The following is a 2,687-nucleotide window of genomic DNA, read 5'->3' on the forward strand; positions in this document are numbered from 1 at the left end:
AAGCACTTGGCGGTTCGCGCCCACGTCGAGTGTGATCTGGAGGAACCCTCGGACAAGTTGGCTTGGTTGTTCGAAACGGTGACCGCCCGAAAACCAGTCGCCGCGGAAGTCCACGAGTTGGTTTCGCTGCTGGACAAGGTGCAAAAACACTACCGCGACGACACGACCGCTGCGGCGGATCTGTTGTCGGTCGACGAAATTAAATTCGACAAGATCGAACCGAGTGAGCACGCGGCCTGGATGATGATCGCCAGCACGCTGTTGAACTTGGACGAAGTGGTCAGCAAGTAGGAGAAGTGAACGATGAATGCTAAGCAACGATTGATCCGCTTGAATCGACGTTCGCTGTTCTCGCAATCCGCGGCGGGATTGGGCGCCGCGGCGTTGGCGTCTTTGGACACCCGCGCCGACGCCGCGCCCAGGGTATCGGATTATCGGTCCGAGACGGCCAAGGGCGGACTGCCCGAATTGCCGCACCACGAACCCAAAGCGAAACGGGCGATCTATCTGTTCATGTCGGGGGCACCCAGCCAGATGGATCTGTGGGACCACAAGCCGACCATGGCCGACTGGTTCGACAAAGACCTGCCGGATTCCATTCGCCAGGGTCAGCGGTTGACGACGATGACCAGCGGGCAAGCTCGATTTCCGATCGCGCCGAGCATCTACAACTTTTCGCCGCACGGTGAAAACGGAACGATGGTCAGCGAGTTGTTGCCACACACGGCGAAACACGTCGACGAAATCGCGTTGATCAAATCGATGCACACCGAAGCGATCAATCATGACCCGGCGATCACCTACATTTGCACCGGCGACCAGTTGCCGGGCAAAGCCAGTTTGGGGTCTTGGCTCAGCTACGGCCTGGGAACCGAAAACGAGAATCTGCCCGACTTCCTGGTCATGACTGCATCGTGGACCGGACGGAAGGAGGCCCAAGCGCTCTACAACCGGCTTTGGGGAAGCGGTTTCTTGCCCAGCAAGTATCAAGGCGTGGCGCTGCGCAGCGCTGGTGATCCGGTCTTGTATCTGTCCAACCCCAAGGGCGTCGATTCGAAACTGCGTCGCGAGATGCTGGACTCGTTGGCGCGATTGAATCGAGTCACCGCCGAATCGATCGGCGACCCGGAAACCGACGCCCGCATCGCACAGTACGAGATGGCGTTCCGGATGCAGACCAGTGTGCCGGATCTGGCCAACATCAGCGACGAGCCGAAGTACATCTTGGACATGTACGGTGATGACGTGACCACGCCGGGAACGTTTGCCAATTGCTGCTTGATGGCTCGCCGAATGGCCGAACGCGGCGTGCGTTTCACCCAGATCTTTCATCGTGGCTGGGACCAACACGGCAACCTGCCCAAGGATTTGCCCAATCAGTGCAAAGACATCGACCGCCCCTGTTCGGCACTGCTGAAAGACCTTCGTCAACGCGGCATGATCGATGACACGCTGGTGGTTTGGGGCGGCGAGTTTGGACGAACGATGTACTGTCAGGGAAGCTTGACCAAAACCAACTACGGCCGGGATCATCACCCCAAGTGTTTTTCGGTGTGGCTGGCCGGGGCGGGCATCCAGGGCGGCGTGGTCCACGGCGCGACCGATGAATTCAGTTACAACGTGACTGAAAACCCCGTCCACATCCGTGATCTGAATGCCACGATCTTGCATCTGATGGGAATCGATTCGGACCGATTCACCTATGCGTTCAAGGGACTCGATCAACGTCTGACCGGGGTTGAAGGTGGCGACGTCGTCCGCCAGGTGTTGGCGTAGACCGTCATAGGAATAGATCTTTGTCGCATCCCAAAATGAACGCGCCTTCGGCGGCCGCTGTCGTGGCAGCCAGCATGATCGGCGCCGGGGTTTACACGACCAGCGGTTTCACGCTCGGTGACTTGGGTGAGCCGCAGTACGTGATCGCGGCCTGGGCGATCGGCGGAGTGATCGCGATTTGCGGCGCGTTGTGTTACGGGGCACTCGCCCAACAGTTCACCGAATCGGGTGGTGAATATTTGTTTCTGGCCCGCGCAGTCCATCCCGCTGCCGGCATGATGGCCGGATGGGTTTCACTGTTGGCCGGATTCACCGGCGCGATGGCGTTTGCCGCGACGACGTTTGAATCGTTTGCGCGCGGGGCGGAGTTTGGATTGCTGGACCCATTGCCCGATCGATCGATCGCCATCGTGTTGGTCTTGCTGGCAGCGATCGTGCACAGTCTGGGGCTCAAGCGTGGGACACACATTCAGAACGGTGTGGTGATTGCCAAACTGGTTTTGATCGGGCTGTTCGTGCTGATCGCCTACAGCACGCTTTCGACATGGCAGGGCACCACCGTCGCCGCTGTGTCCGAAGCGGGGGGAGACGCTGGGGCCGAGGCGACGACAGGCGGCGGCTGGGCATTTGCATTGGTGTTCGCCAACGCGTTGACGTGGATTTCACTCAGCTACAGCGGATTCAACGCGGCGGTTTATCTGACCGACGAGATCGACCAACCGACGCGCAATGTGCCGCGCGCGATGCTGTTTGGCACCGTGGCGGTGGCGGTGCTGTACCTGCTGTTGAACATTATTTTCGTCTACGCCCCGCCGGCGTCCGAGGTCGCCGGGCAGCCCAACGTGGCGACGTTGGCGGCCGAATCGGTCGGTCGACAGATCCAGGCCCGCGGATCGGCGTGGGGGTCATGG

General features: G+C 60.0%; 2 protein-coding genes and 1 pseudogene. All 3 read left to right on the forward strand.

The genetic code is table 11. The features are described 5' to 3' along the window. Positions 1-291, forward strand: a pseudogene (locus ABX749_RS28740) (hypothetical protein); the annotation flags it as partial. 12 nt (positions 292-303) lie between these two features. After that, entirely contained in the window at positions 304-1,776 is a 1,473-nt protein-coding gene (locus ABX749_RS28745; protein WP_372899062.1) for a DUF1501 domain-containing protein, read from the forward strand. 20 nt (positions 1,777-1,796) lie between these two features. Beyond that, positions 1,797-2,687: APC family permease (locus tag ABX749_RS28750; RefSeq protein WP_372899063.1), on the forward strand; the 891-nt coding region annotated here is incomplete at its 3' end.

It is taken from the genome of Stieleria sp. (assembly GCF_041595215.1).
In the GTDB taxonomy this organism is placed as follows: Bacteria; Planctomycetota; Planctomycetia; order Pirellulales; family Pirellulaceae; genus Stieleria; species Stieleria magnilauensis.